The sequence below is a fragment of the Paenibacillus sp. J22P277 genome (assembly GCF_059383675.1).
Genome location: NZ_JBXENS010000003.1, coordinates 266,490 through 280,665, shown reverse-complemented (window position 1 = coordinate 280,665; position 14,176 = coordinate 266,490). Strand labels below are relative to the sequence as shown.

At 58.8% G+C, this 14,176-nt stretch carries 14 protein-coding genes; 9 read left to right on the top strand and 5 right to left on the bottom strand.

Annotation, left to right across the window (positions count from 1 at the left end; all coding sequences use genetic code 11):
• Positions 1 to 139 precede the first annotated feature (139 nt).
• Entirely contained in the window at positions 140 to 967 is an 828-nt protein-coding gene (locus tag AC50YL_RS10280; RefSeq protein WP_494831635.1) for an inositol monophosphatase family protein, read from the top strand.
• Between the two features lie 183 nt (positions 968 to 1,150).
• On the opposite strand, the gene xerS is transcribed toward AC50YL_RS10280, so the two are convergent.
• Entirely contained in the window at positions 1,151 to 2,233 is a 1,083-nt protein-coding gene (gene xerS, locus AC50YL_RS10275) for a tyrosine recombinase XerS (protein WP_494831633.1), read from the bottom strand.
• Between the two features lie 205 nt (positions 2,234 to 2,438).
• On the opposite strand from xerS, the gene AC50YL_RS10270 reads away from it, so the two are divergent.
• From AC50YL_RS10270 to AC50YL_RS10245, 6 genes are all read left to right on the top strand, one after another.
• Positions 2,439 to 2,810, top strand: a complete 372-nt coding sequence (locus AC50YL_RS10270; RefSeq protein WP_494831631.1) for a GntR family transcriptional regulator — start codon at positions 2,439 to 2,441, stop codon at positions 2,808 to 2,810.
• The gene (locus tag AC50YL_RS10265; protein ID WP_494831630.1) at positions 2,807 to 3,700 is read left to right on the top strand and encodes an ABC transporter ATP-binding protein; all 894 of its coding nucleotides are present in this window, start codon (positions 2,807 to 2,809) and stop codon (positions 3,698 to 3,700) included. Before AC50YL_RS10270 ends, AC50YL_RS10265 begins: the two co-directional genes overlap by 4 nt.
• Positions 3,697 to 4,383, top strand: a complete 687-nt coding sequence (locus AC50YL_RS10260; RefSeq protein WP_494831629.1) for a hypothetical protein — start codon at positions 3,697 to 3,699, stop codon at positions 4,381 to 4,383. The genes AC50YL_RS10265 and AC50YL_RS10260 overlap by 4 nt, the downstream gene beginning before the upstream one ends.
• A 128-nt stretch (positions 4,384 to 4,511) precedes the next feature.
• Entirely contained in the window at positions 4,512 to 5,171 is a 660-nt protein-coding gene (sleB, locus tag AC50YL_RS10255; RefSeq protein ID WP_494831627.1) for a spore cortex-lytic enzyme, read from the top strand.
• Positions 5,172 to 5,386: 215 nt separating this feature from the next.
• Complete coding sequence (locus AC50YL_RS10250) at positions 5,387 to 6,799, top strand: immunoglobulin-like domain-containing protein (protein ID WP_494831625.1); 1,413 nt, start codon at positions 5,387 to 5,389, stop codon at positions 6,797 to 6,799.
• 158 nt (positions 6,800 to 6,957) lie between these two features.
• A complete protein-coding gene (locus AC50YL_RS10245; protein ID WP_494831623.1) occupies positions 6,958 to 7,521 on the top strand; it encodes an NUDIX domain-containing protein in 564 nt (187 codons plus the stop codon).
• A gap of 68 nt (positions 7,522 to 7,589) precedes the next feature.
• Here the strand turns inward: AC50YL_RS10245 and AC50YL_RS10240 are convergent, their stop codons facing one another.
• Positions 7,590 to 8,075 (bottom strand): C40 family peptidase, encoded by a 486-nt coding sequence (locus AC50YL_RS10240; RefSeq protein ID WP_494831621.1) that lies wholly within the window; start codon positions 8,073 to 8,075, stop codon positions 7,590 to 7,592.
• Positions 8,076 to 8,333: 258 nt separating this feature from the next.
• Here AC50YL_RS10240 and msrA point away from each other — a divergent pair, with 258 nt between their 5' ends.
• Positions 8,334 to 9,311: a peptide-methionine (S)-S-oxide reductase MsrA gene (gene msrA, locus AC50YL_RS10235; RefSeq protein WP_494832522.1), complete on the top strand. Its 978-nt coding sequence runs from the start codon at positions 8,334 to 8,336 to the stop codon at positions 9,309 to 9,311.
• On the opposite strand, the gene AC50YL_RS10230 is transcribed toward msrA, so the two are convergent.
• From AC50YL_RS10230 to AC50YL_RS10220, 3 genes are read right to left on the bottom strand one after another with little or no spacing between them, the layout of a single operon-like run.
• Positions 9,312 to 10,400, bottom strand: coding sequence for a Ger(x)C family spore germination protein (locus AC50YL_RS10230; RefSeq protein WP_494831619.1), 1,089 nt, complete (start codon positions 10,398 to 10,400; stop codon positions 9,312 to 9,314).
• On the bottom strand, positions 10,397 to 11,518 hold the full coding sequence (locus tag AC50YL_RS10225) for a hypothetical protein (RefSeq protein ID WP_494831617.1): 1,122 nt from the start codon (positions 11,516 to 11,518) through the stop codon (positions 10,397 to 10,399). The genes AC50YL_RS10230 and AC50YL_RS10225 overlap by 4 nt, the downstream gene beginning before the upstream one ends.
• The gene (locus AC50YL_RS10220; RefSeq protein WP_494831615.1) at positions 11,515 to 12,858 is read right to left on the bottom strand and encodes a spore germination protein; all 1,344 of its coding nucleotides are present in this window, start codon (positions 12,856 to 12,858) and stop codon (positions 11,515 to 11,517) included. The genes AC50YL_RS10225 and AC50YL_RS10220 overlap by 4 nt, the downstream gene beginning before the upstream one ends.
• Before the next feature lie 118 nt (positions 12,859 to 12,976).
• Between AC50YL_RS10220 and AC50YL_RS10215 the strand changes: the two genes are divergently transcribed.
• Positions 12,977 to 14,122, top strand: coding sequence for a glycerate kinase (locus AC50YL_RS10215; RefSeq protein WP_494831614.1), 1,146 nt, complete (start codon positions 12,977 to 12,979; stop codon positions 14,120 to 14,122).
• Positions 14,123 to 14,176: the final 54 nt, after the last annotated feature.

The window sequence follows — 14,176 nt, the reverse complement described above, 5'->3', positions numbered from 1 at the left end:
AAGTAACGGAGCAAACGGCTCGCAGGAAGCCAGAAACCATCCGATGCTTCAAATGACAGCGATTAACGATCCTGAATTGCACAAACGAAATCTAATATTCAGCCTATGCACACACCATACAGCGCAAGGAGCAGATGCAATGAAGGCGCAAGCGAATTGCGAGGAAACCATGCTGCAGGACGCCGTCCGTTACGCGAAAGAGGCGGGCGGCTTGGTGATGGAACTAATGAACGGCCCTTTGCGCATCCACGAGAAAGTCAATCTATCCGATCTCGTGACGGCCGTCGACGTGAGCAGCGAAGAGCTCGTCCGGGCACGCATCGCGTCCGAGTATCCGGAGCACTGGATCCTGTCGGAGGAAACGGACGGCGGCGCGAGCGGCGAACGCGGCGGCGCGGACCCGCGCCCGGGCTACGGCTGGATCATCGACCCGATCGACGGCACGATCAATTTCATTCACAAAATCGCGCATTTCGCCATCTCGATCGGCATCGTTAAGGACGGCGAGCCGGTCGTCGGAGCGGTGTACAACCCCGTCACGGACGATCTATATACGGCAAGGAAAGGCGGCGGCGCGTTCTGGAACGGGCGGCCGCTGGCGGTCGGACGGGAAGGCGAGCTCCGCCAAGCGCTGATCGGAACCGGGTTTCAGGCGAAGGATTGGCATCCGGATTCCGTCGTGCTGCGGCAGCTCGGCAGCCTGACGGGCAAAGCCCGCAACGTGCGCATCAACGGCGCGGCCAGCCTGGATCTGTGCCACGTCGCCTCCGGCCGGCTGACGGCCTTCTGGCATGACGGCCTCTATCCGTGGGACGTCGCCGCGGGCCTCGTCATCGTCCGGGAAGCGGGCGGCGTCGTCTCGAACCGCGACGGCGGCGAGTTCGCGCTGAGCGACGATTCGCTCGTCGCGACCAACGGCGCCGTTCACGAAGCGCTGCTCGCCGTCCTCCAGTCGGCAGCCCGGTAGACGCATCGGGAGCAAAGCTAACTAAAAAGAGCTGAACTCAAAGCCAAGCAGGCTTGAGGTCAGCTCTTTTTGTCGTTGTCTTGCCCGGCGATCGCCTACATTCGCCAAGGCAACAAACCGCCGTCGGCCATCAACCCGGCGCTGCCGGTAGTCCGCCTGCCGGCGAACATCGCGCTCTCGGCGTCAGCCTTCCTTCGGACGGTCGATCGCCTCGGCCATCGTCTTGTCGGTCAGATGCGCATAGATCTGCGTCGTTTCCGGCGAAGCGTGCCCGAGCTGCTCCTGCGTCTTGTACAAGTCGTTGCGCAGGTAATAATCCGTCGCGAACGAGTGGCGAAGCTTATGCACGGACAAATGCGGCTTGCCGAAGCGCTTCGCGTATTTGAGCACCATCTCCTGTATCGCGCGCTTCGTCATGCGCGAGCCTTCGCGCTTGCCGTTGGCCAAGGCGAGGAAGAGCGCCTTCTCGCGCTTGGGCGCCTTGTACTGCGACTCGCGCAGCGACAAGTAATGCTGCAGGTCCCGCATCGCTTCCTGGCGGAAGTAGACGGGCGTCTTGAAGGTGTCGTCGTTCTTCCCTTTGCGGTAGACGTAGAGCAGCCGTTTCTTCAGGTCCAGGTCGTCCACGTTCATGTTGAACAGCTCGGAGACCCGCAGCCCGGAATTCAAGATCAGGCTGACGATGGAGGTATCCCGCGTCCGGTTATTCGCATAGGCATAGAACGCCTGCTTGTTGGCGGCGACCTCCGTGCCGTAATCCTCGTTGATGTAGCGGATGAATTCCTCGATCTCCTGCTCCTGCAGCAGTTTGCCTTCCAGCTTGGCGGCGGTGTCCTTCGGCTTCGACGTCCGTTTGATCGACACCTTCGCCATGACGTTGCGCTTCAGCAGCGGATAGAACTGCTCGTCCTCGGCGATCTGGCTCAGATAATGAAAGAGCGAGCGCAGGGACGAGAGCTTGCGCGAGATCGTCGTCCGGCTGTTGCTCTGCTCGGTGCGGGTGGAGAGAAACATTTTGAACGCGTCGATGCTGTCCATGTGCAGCTTCTCCAGCTCCTCCAGCTTGACGTCGCGGACCGCCGGCCCTGCGGCGAGCCCTTCCGCCAGCAGCCAGGACAGGAAGGCGTCGTAGTCCCGCACGTATTCCAGCAGGGAAGAAGGAGAGAGGTCGGGCAGCTTGAAGTTGATGAATTTCTCGATATACCAGGGCATGGACGGCGTCCTGCGGTCCAGCTCCTGCCGGTCTTTCACCTTGATGATGTTCATGCCGATGCCACCTCCGTGTACGTTAATTGTAGTGCAGCGGCCTGTCAAAGTAAATCCTGGAAAGGAACGCGCGTTCGGCAGTCGTAGGCGTTTCGCCCCGCCGCCGAACGGGCTCGAGCGGAAAGTTGCGAATACCCGTTGACAATCAACTCCATTACTTATATAGTTAGTTACATGAGTAACTAACCAACTTGGTGGTGTAGCGATGGGGAACCAAATCGATGACAGCCGTCCTATCTTCGTGCAAATCGCCGAACGCATCGAAGACGATATTCTGGAAGGCGGACTCCCCGAAGAGTCTCAAGTGCCTTCGACGAATCAATTCGCTTCGTTCTACGGCATTAATCCGGCGACGGCGGCAAAAGGCGTCAATCTTCTGGTGGATCAAGAAATCTTGTACAAAAAGCGAGGGATCGGCATGTTCGTGGCATCCGGGGCGAAGGTGAAGCTGATGGAGAAACGCAAGGAACAGTTTTTCGAGCAATACGTAATCACGATGATCCGGGAAGCGGAGAAGCTGGGCATCACGAAGGAACAGCTGACGGACATGATTCGCGAGAGGGGGAGCATGGCATGAACGCAATTGTCGAAGCAAAGCGCTTAACGAAGAGCTACGGGAGCTTCATCGCGGTCGATAATGTAAGCTTCACGATCGAAGAGAACAAGATATACGGCTTGCTCGGACGAAACGGCGCAGGCAAGACGACGATCATGCATTTGATTACCGCGCAGCTGTTTGCTTCCGGCGGGGAGCTGCTCGTGTTTGGCGAAGAACCGTTCGAGAACAACAAGGTGCTGAAGCAAACCTGCTTCATAAAGGAAAGTCAGAAATACCCCGATACCTTCCGGGTCATCGACGTGCTGGAGACCGCGGCGATCTTGTTCCCGAACTGGGACGCCGAATTTGCCGAACGGCTCAGAGGCGATTTCAACCTGCCGCTCAAACGCCGGGTGAAGAAGCTCTCCCGCGGCATGCTGTCTTCCGTCGGCATCATCATCGGGCTCGCCAGCCGGGCGCCGCTGACGATATTCGACGAACCGTATCTGGGCCTTGACGCCGTCGCGCGGAATATCTTCTACGAGCGGCTGATGGAGGATTACGCGGAGCATCCGCGAACGGTCGTTCTCTCGACGCATCTGATCGACGAGGTCAGCCGGCTGCTGGAGCATGTCATCGTCATCGACGGCGGGAAGATCCTGCTCGACGAGGAAGCCGATGCCTTGCGCGGCAAAGCGTACACGGTCACGGGGACAGTCGCGAAAATCGAATCGTACGCGGCCGGCAAACTGATCATTCACCAGGAATCGCTCGGCGGCAGCCGTTCGGTGACGCTCCTCGAGCGGCTGGGCGTCACGGAACAGAAGCAAGCGGAAGCGCTCGGACTGCAATTCGCGCCGGTCACGATTCAGCAGCTCATCGTGTATCTGACGAATCGCGGGCCGGAACAGAAGGGGGCACTACTATGAATACTGTCCAAGGCGTTGTCAAGATGCATATGAAGGACCGTGTTTCCTGGTTCTATCTGCCGTGGATTATCGTGATGTCGAGCTTTGCCGTGAATCTGTTCATCGCCGGCTTGGTCACGAAGGAGGATCAAATCGTCACCGGGGGCTTGGCGTCGATCTTCGTCTATGCGATGGTAAGCGGCATTCTCGGCGTCCACCATACGTTCTCGTTCGCGCTGGGACTGAGCGTCCGCCGGCGGGATTACTTCTCCGGCTCGATGATTATGATCGCGTTGGCGAGCGTCGGGACGGGACTGCTGCTGACCCTGTTATCTTATATCGAGGTTTGGTCGAACGGCTGGGGCGTGGATTTGTTCTTCTTTCATCTTCCCTACATTACGGACGGCAATGCCGTTCAGCAGTTTATCGTGTTCGCTTCATTCCTGCTCTTCATGTATATGCTTGGTTGGAGCATCTCGAGTCTTTTCCGCCGCTTCGGCAAAACCGGCATGTATACGATGACCATCGTATCGCTGCTGATCGGCACGCTGCTCGTGTACGCCTTCATCTACTGGGGCTGGTGGAACGGCGTTCGCGATTTCTTCGACGGGCGTTCGGCGTTCAACCTCGGGCTGCTCTTGCTGCCGCTATCCGCCGTGCTGTCGTTCGTCGGGTATGTGCTGCTTCGCAGAAGCACCGTATAATCGGGGGGCCGCAGCCGTCCAATGAGGATTATTTAAGATCATTAGAATCTCCTGTTTTCCGCAAAACGGCTCGAATTCCCGTGGTATGATCGTACTCCAGACTTTCGTGATGGAGGGATTCGAGCTTCATGAACAAGCACAAACGATTGACCGCCGCATTGGCCGGAACGCTCGTCGCGGGATGCGCCTTGCTCGGCTTCGGCGGTTCGGCATTCGCCGCGTCCGCGCCGACGCTGAAGTCCGGCAGCGCGGGCGGGGACGTGGCCGACCTGCAGTTCCGGCTGCAAACCCTCGGCTACTACAAAGGCGCGCTGACGACCGTATTCGGCATGGCGACCCGCAATGCGGTCTCCAATTTCCAGCGGGACCACGGTTTGGCGCGGGACGGGATCGCGGGACCGGCGACGTGGGCGAAGCTGAAGAAGCTCTCCGTCAACAAGCCCGAGCTGTCGAAGCTGGCCCGCATCATCTATTCCGAAGCCAGGGGCGAGATGTACAAGGGGCAAGTCGCCGTCGGCGCGGTCGTCATGAACCGCCTGAAGTCGCCGGCCTTTCCCAAGACGTTGACCGGCGTCATCTTCGAGCCGTACGCCTTCACCGCCGTCTCCGACGGCCAATACTGGCTGCTGCCGGACAACTCGGCGTTTCTCGCGGCGAAGGATGCCGTGCGCGGCTGGGACCCGACGAAGAACGCGCTCTACTACTATAATCCGGCAACGGCAAAATCCAAATGGATCCTGACGCGGAAGGTCACCGCGAAAATCGGTCATCACGTATTCGCCATATAGGGTCCTGCCAAAAAATTCCGCCTTCGGGCGGGATTTTTTTATTGGAAACGAGTGCAACTATTGGGGCGCTCCGCTCGTTTGAAGGGGTGAGAACACGGAACGCAGCCGCGTACGGAATTGAATCCCGCTCATTATCGTTCCCGGTTCACCAGCGTGCTTGGCGAAGCAGGTTCGGATGCGCCTTCGCCGATTCCAAGAAGCGAGGAGAGAGGTTCATGAAGAAATGGGCAATCGCAATGCTCGTTTTGTCGCTGTTTGCGTTCGGCGGTGCCGCGGCGTACGCGCACGGCGGCAGCTCAAGCGGCTCGGGCGACGCAAAGCGCCAACAGCAGCTGCAATCCTGCAAGGAAACGGTGGCCCGGCTCAATCAAGTGCTCGCGAAGACCAAGAACGAACAAACGCGCGCGCTGCTGAAAAACATGATCGCGTCGTTCAAGACGCAATGCGAGGCCGGCAGCGGCGCGGGCTCCCAGAATGCGAAGAAAGTCAACGACGATAAAAACGCCTTATCGATTCAATATTTGGGCAAAGACTCCGCGGGCAGCGTCACGCTGCCGCTCATCCTGCCCGGCAGAGGCAAGAACGGCTCTTCGGTACAATGGACGTCGAGCAATCCGGGAGTGCTCTCGAACGACGGCTTGACGGTGCACCGGTCGACGAAGTCGGACGTCGCGGTCAACCTGACCGCCGTCCTCAAGTTCAACGGCGCGACCGCCAGCCGCACGTTCCGCGTCGTCGTCAAGGGCAATTACCCGCAGCTCACCGACAGCGAGCGGGTAGCGAAGGACAAAGCCGCGCTCGCGATCGGCTACGGCGGCTCCGACAACGGCGGCAGCGTGACGCAGCCGCTCAAGTCGCTTCCCGCGAAAGGCGCGAACGGCTCCGACGTCAAATGGGTATCTTCGCTGCCGGCCGTCGTCTCGAACGACGGCAGAACGGTCAACCGGCCGGCGAACGGCTCGGGCGACGCGATCGTCGTCTTCACGGCCTTCATCCAATCCGGCGCGTATACCGACGTGAAGATCTTCACTTTGACCGTGAAGCAGCACATACCCGACGCGCAGCGCGTCGCGGCGGATAAAGCGGCGCTGCAGATCGATTTCGGCGGTTCGGATACCGCGGGCCGAGTGACGCGTCCAGTGGACGGATTGCCGGCCAGAGGCGTGAACGGATCGACGATTACGTGGAACTCGAGCATGCCCGGCGTGCTGTCGTCCGACGGCAAGACGATCCATCGCCCGCAAGCGGGCTCCGGCGATGCGCTCGTCATCCTGACGGCTTTCGTCGCGAGCGGTTCTTCGGCCGACGCGAAAGTGTTCGTGCTGACCGTCAAGCCGGAATTCACCAGCCAGGAGAAAGCCGCGGCCGACAAGGCCGATCTTACCATCGCGTTCAAAGGCGGCGACAATGCCTCGAGCGTGACCCAGCCGCCGGGCTTGCCGTCGAAAGGCTACTACGGCAGCGCCATCGTCTGGTATTCCAGCAATCCGTCCGTGCTGGCGGCTAACGGTACCGTTCACCGGCCCGCGCACGGCAGGGGAGACGCGGCGGTTACGCTGACGGCCGTCCTGAGCAACGGCTCGACGAGCGACGTGCGCAGCTTTGGCGTCATCGTCAAGCAGCAGTAACGGTTCGTGCCGCTCGGTGCTTGCGGATGCCTCCCGCGTCCCCGATTTGTTCGTGTTCCGATATTTACGGTTGAACTTTACCGGGCACAAGCGCTATGATTTAGACGTAGCGCTGGTCTATGTCTCTAACAACATATCGGACAAATCGGGTGAAGCGAATGGAAATGAAGTATTGCATGACATGCGGGGAACCGCTGGAAACGCGGGACGTCGACGGAACGATGCGCCTAGCCTGCTCCGCGGAAGGCTGCAGCTTCGTGCATTGGGGCAATTACAGCATCGGCGTCGGCGCGCTCGTCCTGCGGGAGGAGAAAGTGCTGTTGGTGCGCAGGGCGCAAGAACCGGGCAAAGGGTACTGGACGAATCCCGGCGGGTATATCGAGCAGTTGGAACTGATTCACGATTCCATCCGGCGCGAGGTGAAGGAAGAGACCGGCGTGGACGCGGAAGTGCGGGGAATCGTCGCGATCCGCGACCTGCCGCGAAACATCCATAATGTCTATATCGCGTTTGCGATGGATTACGTGGGCGGAGAGCCGGTTCCGGATGAAGTCGAAGTGGATGCGGCGGGATTTTACAGCATGCAGGAGCTCGAGACGATGAACGTCGCCGGGTTCACGCGCTGGCTGATCGACGTGGCGCTGAAGTCGAACGGCGACGGATTGCTCGAAGACAAGGAGCCGCTCGTCAAGCTGGACGGACACGGGTTGTTCCGGATATAACGCGGCACCAAAAGAGCCGGGCATGAAGAGGACGTTTCCTCTTCTGCCCGGCTCTTTTGGTGCTTAGCTTAGTTAAGCACGCGTCGCGCGGTTACGTAATTTTTCGTCCAATAGTTGGATCCCAGATCCGAGATCTCGACGCCGTCGTTGGCGCTGTGCAGGATCTTGTTGTTGCCGGCATAGATCGCGACGTGGCTGATGCTGTAGCCGTTCGTTTTGAAGAAGACGAGATCGCCCATGCTGAGGTTCCCTTTGGCGACTTTCGTGCCTTTCGAAGCTTGGCTGACCGACGTGCGCGGCAGGTTGATGTCGAAATTGTCGAAGACGTACTGCGTGAAGGACGAGCAATCGAACGCGTTGGTCATGTAGGGTACTGCGCCGTACAAATACGGAGTGCCTATGTATTTCTCGCCGTAATCGATAAGTTCTTTGGACTTCTCTGTGGCCGCGTTGGCGGTTAACGCCGTCCCGGCAGCGATTGCCGTCAAGCCGATCGTGGCGCAAAGGCTCACATTTAGGATGCTTTTGAGTAAACGTTTATGCGAAACTACCATGTCTTTCCCTCCAGCTCTTCAAGGTGCCGTTTGTCATGTTTTACACTATAACACACGTGAAACAGGAGGTTTTTCGCGGATTAAGGGAAATCGCAAGCATTCTTTTATCCAAATGCGACTTTATGAGAATTAAGTGAGAAATTTCTCATATTATATCGCCTGTCCTGTCGAATGAGGAAATTTGGAATGCGAAACCGTCTCTGGTATGATAACGGTAAGATTCAAATGATAGAAAGGACGTGCTGAAGCATGAGCGAAATGAAGACGGAATCAACCGGGCCATCGGCCGAAAAATTGGAAAAAGCGACATTCGCGGGGGGATGCTTTTGGTGCATGGTCACTCCGTTCGAGGAGCAGCCCGGCATTCACGGCGTCGTCTCCGGATATATGGGCGGGCATAAAGCCAACCCGACTTACGAGGAAGTGTGCTCCGATACGACGGGACATGCGGAAGTCGTCGAAATCACGTTCGATCCGGCGATTTATCCCTACGAGAAGCTGCTGAACACGTATTGGATGCAGATCGATCCGACCGATGCGGGCGGGCAATTCCACGACAGAGGGCATTCGTACCGGAGCGCGATCTTCTATTACGGCGAAGAACAGCGCGCGGCGGCCGAACGGTCGAGGGACGAGCTGCAGAACAGCGGCCGCTTCGACAAGCCGATCGTGACGGAAATCGTCCCGGCCACGGAATTTTACCCGGCCGAAGACTATCATCAGGGCTATCATCACAAGAACCCGCTTCGCTACAAAATGTACCGGAAAGGCTCGGGCCGAGACGCGTTCATCGCCGGCCATTGGAATACGCCGAAGGAACGCGAAGCCCGCCGCGGCAAGCTGACTCCGATTCAATACGAGGTCACGCAAAACAACGGCACGGAACGTCCGTTCACCGGCGAATACTGGGACTTCAACGGGGAAGGGCTCTACGTGGACATCGTCTCCGGCGAACCGCTGTTCAGCTCGGCGGATAAATTCGACTCGAACTGCGGCTGGCCGAGCTTCACGAAGCCGATCGTAGGCGCCAACGTGAAAGAGAAAGACGACCTGACGCACGGCATGGTCCGCACGGAAGTACGGAGCAAGGACGCGGATTCGCATCTCGGGCATGTGTTCAACGATGGTCCGGGACCGACCCGGCTGCGCTACTGCATCAATTCGGCCGCGCTGCGGTTCATTCCGAAGGCCGACCTGGAGAAGGAAGGGTACGGCCACTATTTGACGTACCTGTAATTAGCGGATCAGGCCCGTGCTGTCGATGACGACGCGGGAGGTTACTTTGAATTTGACCTGCGGATAGACCTCCTGCCAGTGCTTCCAATCCTGCTCGTCGCCGAAATATTGGGCCAGGTAATGCAAGCCGAAGCCGTAAGGATCGACGCCGGCATTGCGGATCTTGACAAGCAGCTGCTCGGTAGCCGAATTGAAATGGTTTTCGAGCAGCTTCTCGACCTGCGGGATATTCCGGTTCATCAGCGTCACCGCCGTTTGCTCCACCATCCCGCTGATCTTGAGCTTGAGTTGGACAGTCGGCACGTTGTCATTCGTGATGCTGACGTGCTTGGATACCCTGGAGATGTAGAGCACCAGCCGCTTGCCTTCGTAATTGACGGCAATCCCGGATTTGGCGAACGCGTTGGCGCTCAAGTTGAACAGCAGTGTTTCCCTGCGGTTAAGCAAAAGCTGCTGCTTCGTTTTGTTCAGCAACGCAAGGCGCTCGACCACGTACGAATCCCCGTCGAACCGGATGGTGGGGAGATACGGGTCGAGCCCTTTTTCCTTGAAGCGGCGAAAGCTGTCGAAGAGATACTCCGTGACGGTATAAGGAGAGACCGTGCCTTCTTTGCCGAACGTAAGAAAGAAAGCGTTTCCGGCGACGCGTTCCGTCTTCGGGTTCGCTTTCAGCACTGCGTTCGCGCTCGGTTCGGCCAACGCGAGGTAGGAGATCAGCTGAATGTCGCGGCGCCTGCCCAGCCAGCTGAGCGGTTCGTCCATCGAATGGTCGAGCAGCGATTGGCCGAACAGGAAGACGCGGCACTGGCCGAAATCCAGTTCTTTGTCGACATGGGATTTCAGGTTGCGGACGGCTTCGGCGATGCTGGGCGCTTCCAGATGTTCGACCTGGCTTTCCGCCAAGCCTTCGCCGATCTTGGTCGCGGGAATGGCGAGCCGCAGCGTCACGAGGTACGGCGTCTCCGCCTTCCCCGTCCAATCGACGCCCATCGCTACGACAAAGAAGCGTTTGTCGATATCTTTGAATCCGCAGCCGCCGATCAGCGAACAACAGGACAGCACGACCAATAGAATCGCGATTCTTTTCATTCGAGCGCCTTCTCCTTTTTCTTCTGCTTGCCCCGTTGCCAAACGAAGTAGACCATGAGGAAAAGCGTGACGATTTCGGCGAAAAATCGCAAGATGATCCATAATTGGGACATCATTTGGTTACGCTCTTGATTCATGCAGAACATGTAGATGAACGTCAGGACGCCGATCGCGGCGGCAAACCATACGTTCGCTTCGGAAGCGGGGCCTTCCTCCACGTCCTTGTACCCGTTGAAGGTATAGCGCAAGAAAAGGATCGCCGTATGCCAAGTATTCATGACGAAGAGAAGCGAGATCCCTGTGAACATCAGCAGAAACATGTACAGCACCCGATTGATGAAACCGTAGTCGAGCGCCATGGAATCGGCCGTCATCGTCCAGAGGTAGAGGTAATCATCCACGCCCTGAGAGCCGTGGAAGCCGATCGGCACGAAGAACGTGATCGCGAGGAACACGGTGCCGAACAGGGGGATGATCCAGCGGAAGCGGACACGGAACCCTTTGACGTGAAGCCGGTTGGAGATCACGAGATTCATGTAGCCCGAGAACAGGAAGGTCCCCGACGCAACCGCAACGAACGAAGGCGGCTTCCTCACGTACCCTGCGACGTACCGAATGGCGTCCCAATTCATGTTTTCGTTGAATACCGCTTTCGCCAGAAAAAAGACCAGCATCGGCGAGATGATGATGATCAGGATCTCCTGGATGAATTGCACGGTCCGCGTCGAACGGCTGCTCGCCCAGATGGCTGCGCCGACCAACAGGAGCAAATTGAAATACTTGTTCATATCCGGATAGAAAAACATGCGCGCGATTTCGGCATAGGAGTAAAGCACGATAACGCCCGCAGGCAGCCAGACGCAGATTCCCGCAAACGCCAGAATGAAGGTCGTCAGCCATTTCGGCAAATAGCGGTCGTTGATTTCCGGAAAGCCCATGCCGGGAAACCGCTCGAAGCATGCGATGATGCCGAGCGAAAGCGCCGTGCTGACGCCAACCGCGATGAGCATGCCGGATACCGCGCCGCCAAAACGGTCCCGAATCAGCAGGTAGGGCACGAACATCATGATATTGATCATCCCGACGTAGAGCACGTGGTAGTATAAGTAACGGCTCATCCTTCGTTCGCTCCGTTTCCGCCGTGATGGCTTCGCGCTTCGTTCTTCGGTGAGTAGAACGCCAGGTAAGGTTGTCCGAAGCTTCGCAGATTGCACCAATAGACGATCAGCGAGATGAACAGCACGACGACGCCGAGCAGGCCGTAGAAGATGGAGATCACGACGAATACATACTTGGCAAAACGGATGGAATAGCCGAATCCGTTGTTCGGTATTACGAAATTCGAGATCGCCACGACGGAGGTCACGATGATCATGATGCTGCTTACGAGTCCCGCCTGCTGGATCGATTGGCCTAGAATCAAACCGCCTACGGTCGTCGCCGTGGAGCCGATCGAGCGGGGCAGCCGCAGGCTCGCTTCGATCAGCGCCTCGATCATGAACAGCATGATGAATACTTCGATGAACGAGGGATAGGGCACGACGATCCGGCTGCCGGCAATGGATAACGTCAATTGAACGCGAAGCACTTCCGGATTGTAGGACACGATGGCGATGTAGATGGCAGGCAGGGTAATCGTCAGCGCCATGGCGAAGTAACGCAGGATCAAAAGGAACTTGCTCATCCAATGAAACTCATAATCGTCGTCCATCGCGTGCATGAAGTCGAACAAACGCACGGGAAGAACGAGGCCGAACCGGCTGCCGTCCAGCAGCATCGCCACTTTTCCGCGTTCGATCATCGTCGCGATGCGGTCGGGCCGCTCGGTTTGCAGGATGATGGGGAACAGCTTGTGGCGTCTGCCGGACAACTCCTTCATCAGTTGGCCCGTCGCCCGCAGCATCTTGACCTTCACTTTGGCGAGGCGTTCGTTGATCAGCCCCAGCACCTCCGGGTTGACGCGCTCGACATCGTACAGCAGCACGACGCGGGACTTCGAAGCTTCGCCGAGCACATGCCGTTCCACGCTCAGCGTCGGTTCGTTATACCGGACGCGGACGAGGCTGATGTTCATGTCCACGTCTTCGGTCAAGGCGGACTGCGGCCCTTGCAGCGTGTTCTCGATCTGCACGGAGTCGGGCTTGTCGTGCAGCTTCCGCGGCACTTCCAGCCGGTAGACCGTCCCGTCGATCTTGAACAGCAGCGCGCCTTTCAACAGCAGGTTCGTCCATCCCTCGGGATCTTCCGCCTTGGCGAGGCACGGGTGGGAGACGAGGAAGCGGTTGAAGGCATCCGGATGGAACCGGTAGGTGAACGGCTCGATTAATTCCGTATTGATAAGTCCTTGATCGCAAAGATAAGGAAAAAAACAGAGTTCCATGCGAAGCGTGCCGTTGTCGAGCACGTTGGTGTAGAGATCGGAAGGATCCTGAAGCTCCTTGCGGATTTGTTCGATCATGCGCGTATCCCCCCGATCCATGGTGATTTGGGAATTAGCTTGCCCCGGGAGCGGGGACGCCATGCAAATGTTGGATATTCAGCCAAAACTTGCGGATACCTAAGAAGGAGAGTGGCCCATGAAATTCGTGTTAGCGCCGGATTCGTTCAAGGAAAGCATGACCGCGCAGCGAGCGGCGGCCGTCATGCGGGAAGCGATTGAAGCAGTCATGACGGGGCGCGGGACGACGATCGTCGAGCTGCCGGTCGGAGACGGCGGGGAAGGAACGCTGGAGATCTTGACTTCGGCCATGAACGGCCGGTTGATCGAGGCGGCCGTGAACGGTCCGCTGGGGGAGACCGTGGCGGCGATGTACGGTCTGTCGGGCGACGGCCGGACGGCCATCGTGGAGATGGCGCAGGCGTGCGGGCTGCAACTCGTGCCCGTCGAAGCCCGGAATCCGCTGATCGCCACGACGTACGGGACGGGGGAATTGATTCGGCATGCGCTTGGCCATGTCTCCGTCGAGCACGTCATCATCACGATCGGGGGGAGCGCGACGAACGACTGCGGCGCGGGGATGCTGCAGGCGCTCGGCGTCTCGTTGACGGACGAAGCCGGCGAGCCGATCGGGCATGGCGGCGGTCAGCTTCGCCGGGCGGCGGCCATCGATTGGTCGGGCATGGACGAACGGCTGCGGGAAGCGCGCCTCTCCGTTGCTTGCGACGTGACCAATCCGCTGGTCGGTCCGCGCGGGGCTTCGCTGGTGTTCGGCCCGCAAAAGGGGGCGACGCCGGACATGGCGGACGAACTGGATGCGGCGCTGGCGCATGTCGCGGATCTGATCGAGGCGGCCGGCGGCCCTCGCTTGCACGACGTGCCGGGAGCGGGAGCGGCCGGCGGAATCGGAGCGGCGCTCATGCTATGCGGCGGCAAACTGGAGCCCGGCATCGATCTCGTCTTGGATGCGGTCGGCTTCGACGGACTGATCGCCGGCGCCGATTATATCTTGACGGGGGAAGGCCGGATCGACGGCCAGACGCCGAACGGGAAGGTTATCGCGGGAATCGCGGCGCGCGCGCGGACGGCGAACGTGCCGGTCATTGCATTCGCCGGCAGCTTGCAGCCGGGATACGAACCGCTTTATGGGGAAGGCTTGCTGGCCGCGTTCAGCATCACGCCGCGGCCGATCGCGCTCGAGGAAGCGCTGCGGCAGGGCGAGACGAATTTATATCAGACCGTCTCGAACGCGATTCGGCTCATTGCCGGAGCAGGTCAGGCGTAACATCGCAAAAGGACCGGCGCGATCGGAGGTTCGAGCCTCCTGTCGCGCCGGTCC

Bases quoted from the DNA above. Each gene is read 5' to 3' on its own strand.
- AC50YL_RS10280 (WP_494831635.1), top strand. From the start codon at position 140: ATGAAGGCGCAAGCGAATTGCGAGGAAACCATGCTGCAGGACGCCGTC.
- xerS (WP_494831633.1), bottom strand. From the start codon at position 2,233: ATGAACATCATCAAGGTGAAAGACCGGCAGGAGCTGGACCGCAGGACG.
- AC50YL_RS10270 (WP_494831631.1), top strand. From the start codon at position 2,439: ATGGGGAACCAAATCGATGACAGCCGTCCTATCTTCGTGCAAATCGCC.
- AC50YL_RS10265 (WP_494831630.1), top strand. From the start codon at position 2,807: ATGAACGCAATTGTCGAAGCAAAGCGCTTAACGAAGAGCTACGGGAGC.
- AC50YL_RS10260 (WP_494831629.1), top strand. From the start codon at position 3,697: ATGAATACTGTCCAAGGCGTTGTCAAGATGCATATGAAGGACCGTGTT.
- sleB (WP_494831627.1), top strand. From the start codon at position 4,512: ATGAACAAGCACAAACGATTGACCGCCGCATTGGCCGGAACGCTCGTC.
- AC50YL_RS10250 (WP_494831625.1), top strand. From the start codon at position 5,387: ATGAAGAAATGGGCAATCGCAATGCTCGTTTTGTCGCTGTTTGCGTTC.
- AC50YL_RS10245 (WP_494831623.1), top strand. From the start codon at position 6,958: ATGGAAATGAAGTATTGCATGACATGCGGGGAACCGCTGGAAACGCGG.
- AC50YL_RS10240 (WP_494831621.1), bottom strand. From the start codon at position 8,075: ATGGTAGTTTCGCATAAACGTTTACTCAAAAGCATCCTAAATGTGAGC.
- msrA (WP_494832522.1), top strand. From the start codon at position 8,334: ATGAAGACGGAATCAACCGGGCCATCGGCCGAAAAATTGGAAAAAGCG.
- AC50YL_RS10230 (WP_494831619.1), bottom strand. From the start codon at position 10,400: ATGAAAAGAATCGCGATTCTATTGGTCGTGCTGTCCTGTTGTTCGCTG.
- AC50YL_RS10225 (WP_494831617.1), bottom strand. From the start codon at position 11,518: ATGAGCCGTTACTTATACTACCACGTGCTCTACGTCGGGATGATCAAT.
- AC50YL_RS10220 (WP_494831615.1), bottom strand. From the start codon at position 12,858: ATGATCGAACAAATCCGCAAGGAGCTTCAGGATCCTTCCGATCTCTAC.
- AC50YL_RS10215 (WP_494831614.1), top strand. From the start codon at position 12,977: ATGAAATTCGTGTTAGCGCCGGATTCGTTCAAGGAAAGCATGACCGCG.